General features: G+C 64.4%; 4 protein-coding genes and 1 pseudogene. 1 reads left to right on the forward strand and 4 read right to left on the reverse strand.

Annotated features, from left to right (window positions below):
- The 3 genes and pseudogenes from WCB02_RS40910 to WCB02_RS40920 all read right to left on the reverse strand — a co-directional run.
- Positions 1–135 (reverse strand): annotated as a pseudogene (locus WCB02_RS40910) (NADPH:quinone reductase); the annotation flags it as partial.
- Complete coding sequence (locus tag WCB02_RS40915; RefSeq protein WP_423968434.1) at positions 132–914, reverse strand: SDR family oxidoreductase; 783 nt, start codon at positions 912–914, stop codon at positions 132–134. The gene WCB02_RS40915 and the pseudogene WCB02_RS40910, both read right to left, overlap by 4 nt.
- Positions 915–1,127: 213 nt before the next feature.
- Positions 1,128–1,643: a CvpA family protein gene (locus tag WCB02_RS40920; protein WP_423968437.1), complete on the reverse strand. Its 516-nt coding sequence runs from the start codon at positions 1,641–1,643 to the stop codon at positions 1,128–1,130.
- 165 nt (positions 1,644–1,808) lie between these two features.
- On the opposite strand from WCB02_RS40920, the gene WCB02_RS40925 reads away from it, so the two are divergent.
- Complete coding sequence (locus tag WCB02_RS40925) at positions 1,809–2,570, forward strand: SDR family oxidoreductase (protein WP_423968440.1); 762 nt, start codon at positions 1,809–1,811, stop codon at positions 2,568–2,570.
- Positions 2,571–2,674: 104 nt separating this feature from the next.
- Here the strand turns inward: WCB02_RS40925 and WCB02_RS40930 are convergent.
- Positions 2,675–2,950, reverse strand: a 276-nt coding sequence (locus WCB02_RS40930; protein ID WP_423968442.1) for a GMC oxidoreductase, incomplete at its 5' end; no start/stop codon positions are given.

The following is a 2,950-nucleotide window of genomic DNA, read 5'->3' on the forward strand; positions in this document are numbered from 1 at the left end:
GACATCGGCCGGGTTGACGCCAGACGCCTCCAGCCGGATCCGGACCTCGCCCGGGCCGACTGTCGGCGTCGGCATCTCGCCGAAGCTGAGGACCTCGGCCGCCGGTCCGCTGCGCTCGTACCAGACCGCCTTCACAGCGTTCCCGGGAACGCGCCGCCGTCGAGCAGAATGTTTTGCCCGGTGATGAAGCCGGCCTTGGCGCCGCACAGGAAGGCGCAGGCCAGCCCGAATTCATCCGGTTGGCCAAAACGCCCGGCCGGATTCTGCTTGGCGCGCTCCGCCAGGATCTGCTCCGGCGTGATGCCGCGCTTCTCGGCCTCGGCCTTGGCGGTGCCGCGCAGGCGGTCGGTCTCGAACGGTCCCGGCAGCAGTGCATTGATCGTGACGTTGTTGATCACCGTCTTGCGGGAGAGGCCGGCGACGAAGCCGGTCAGCCCGGCGCGTGCGCCGTTGGACAGACCGAGAATCTCGATCGGTGCCTTCACCGCGGCCGAGGTGATGTTGACGATGCGGCCGAACTTGCGCGCCATCATGCCGTCGACCGTGGCCTTGATCAGCTCGATCGGGGTCAGCATGTTGGCGTCGAGCGCCTTGATCCAGTCGTCACGGGTCCAGTTGCGGAAATCGCCGGGCGGCGGGCCGCCGGCATTGTTGACCAGAATATCCGGATCGGGGCAGGCCTTCAGCACCGCCTCGCGGCCGGCGGGGGTGGTGATGTCGCCGACCACGTCGTTCACGGTGAGGCCGGGATGGGCTTTGCGGATGGCGTCGGCGGTTGTCTTCAGTGCTTCCGCGCCGCGCGCCGTCAGCGTGACATGGACGCCTTCGTCGGCCAGCGCGATCGCGCAGGCGCGTCCCAGTCCCTTGCTCGATGCGCAGACGATGGCGCGGCGGCCCTTGATGCCCAGATCCACAGTTTCACTCCCGTTCTGTCAGGTGATTTGCAGGTGATTTGCAGGTGTTGTCGCAGGTAACTTTGCCGGGGCAATGTAGCCAAGTCAGGCGCCGCTGATAAGGGACTGGACCTTGCCAAAATGCATATCAGGGTCAGGCGGCCAAGCCTGCGGGAGCATGATCCGCCAGACGCGGAACGCATCTGCGCGGAGATTATCCGCAAGCGATAAGGGCTAGATCCGCTGGTCCCGCTTCAGCCGGTCGATGGTGGCGGCCAACTCGGGCGGCAGCGAGCGGAAGCCGCGCTGTCCGGCGGCCGAGAATAGCGGCCGCAATTGCGAGCCGTTCAGGAAGGCGGGCTGGCGATCGGGCGGGATCAACTGGTCGAAAACCAGCACCACGGAGGTGGCGACCAGGCCGACCCGGATAGCCCCGAGCGCCGCACCGGCGAAGCGATCGGCCAGCCCCGCCTCCGATCCGACGGTCTCGTCCAGTGCCACACGCGCGAGTTTGCCGAGCCCCATACCGACGGCCAGAAACGCGCCGAGGAACAATCCCCCATTCTGCAGCAAGGGCGACGCGATATTGCCGTTGACCGGCGGCGCAATGACCGACATCGCCCAGACCGCGATCGGCATCGCCAACAGATAGGCCAGGATGGTCACCGCACTGCGCAACAGGCCGGTGTTGAATCCGGTGACCACGGCGATGGCGAGGCCAAGATAGACGGCGATGTCGAAGCTGTTCACGGCTGGCTTGACCTTTTGCTGTGGCGCGGCGTTTTGGTCAATGAAACGGGTTTGCGGTCGCTAAAATCGTCTGTATCAAGGCTCGGGCTTCTTGTTTTGACGCGTTTTCTTCACGCGAACCGGGGTCCACTTCGCTTGAAAACGCTCCTTAGCCGGGACTTCGCCATGCCAGACCTATTCGACGTCAGTAAAGAAATCATCCTCATTACCGGCGCCTCGCAGGGGTTGGGGCGGCAGTTCGCGCGCGTGCTGTCGGCGCATGGCGCGGCCGTCGTGCTCGCGGCGCGACAGACCGGCAAGTTGAAAAATCTCGAAGAGGAGATCCGCGGCCGTGGCGGGCGTGCGGCGGCGGTCGAGATGGACGTCACCGACACTTCGTCGATCGCGCGGGCGATCGATGCCGCGGAAGCAGCGCTCGGCCCGGTCACGGTGCTGATCAACAATGCCGGGATTGCGATCGAAAAACTCGCGATCGACCAGACCGAAGCGGACTGGGACGCCGTGATCGGCGCCAATCTCAAAGGGGCCTATTTCGCCGCGACCGAGATGGCGCGGCGCATGATGGCGCGCGGGCAGGAGGGCAACATCGTCAATGTCGCCTCCGTGCTCGGCTTCGCTGTGATGAAGTTTCTCTCGCCCTATACGATTTCCAAGGCCGGGATCGTGCAGGCCACCAAGGCGATGGCGCTGGAACTCGCCGGCAGCCGGATTCGCGTCAACGCGCTGGCACCGGGCTACATCGACACCGAGATGAACCATGATTTCTGGGCGACGCCGGCTGGCGAGCGGCTGACGAAACGGATTCCGCAACGCCGGATCGGCGCCGAGTCCGATCTCGACGGCGCGATCCTGTTGCTCGCATCCAGCGCCTCGCGCTACATGACCGGCAGTGTGATCACGGTCGATGGCGGGTTTCTGCTGACGTGATTTCTTTCGTCATTGCGAGTAGCGCAGCGACGAAGCAATCCATTCTTTCTTCCTTACCTCTGCGGTGAGATGGATTGCTTCGCTTCGCTCGCAATGACGGAGCCTCAATTCACCCGCATTTCGCTCCTGATCATGTCGGCGGCCTTCTCGCCGATCATGATGGTCGGCGCATTGGTGTTGCCGCCGATCAGGGTCGGCATGATCGAGGCATCGACCACGCGCAGGCCCTCGAGTCCATGGACCTTCAGCTTCGGATCGACCACGGCCATGGCGTCATTGACGCCCATCCTGCAGGTGCCGACCGGATGATACACGGTATCGACGCGCGCACGCAAAATGGCACGGATGTCGTCGTCGGTCTTCACCTGCGAGGTGAACAT

The sequence above is a fragment of the Bradyrhizobium sp. genome (assembly GCF_049581145.1).
Classification (GTDB): Bacteria; Pseudomonadota; Alphaproteobacteria; order Rhizobiales; family Xanthobacteraceae; genus Bradyrhizobium.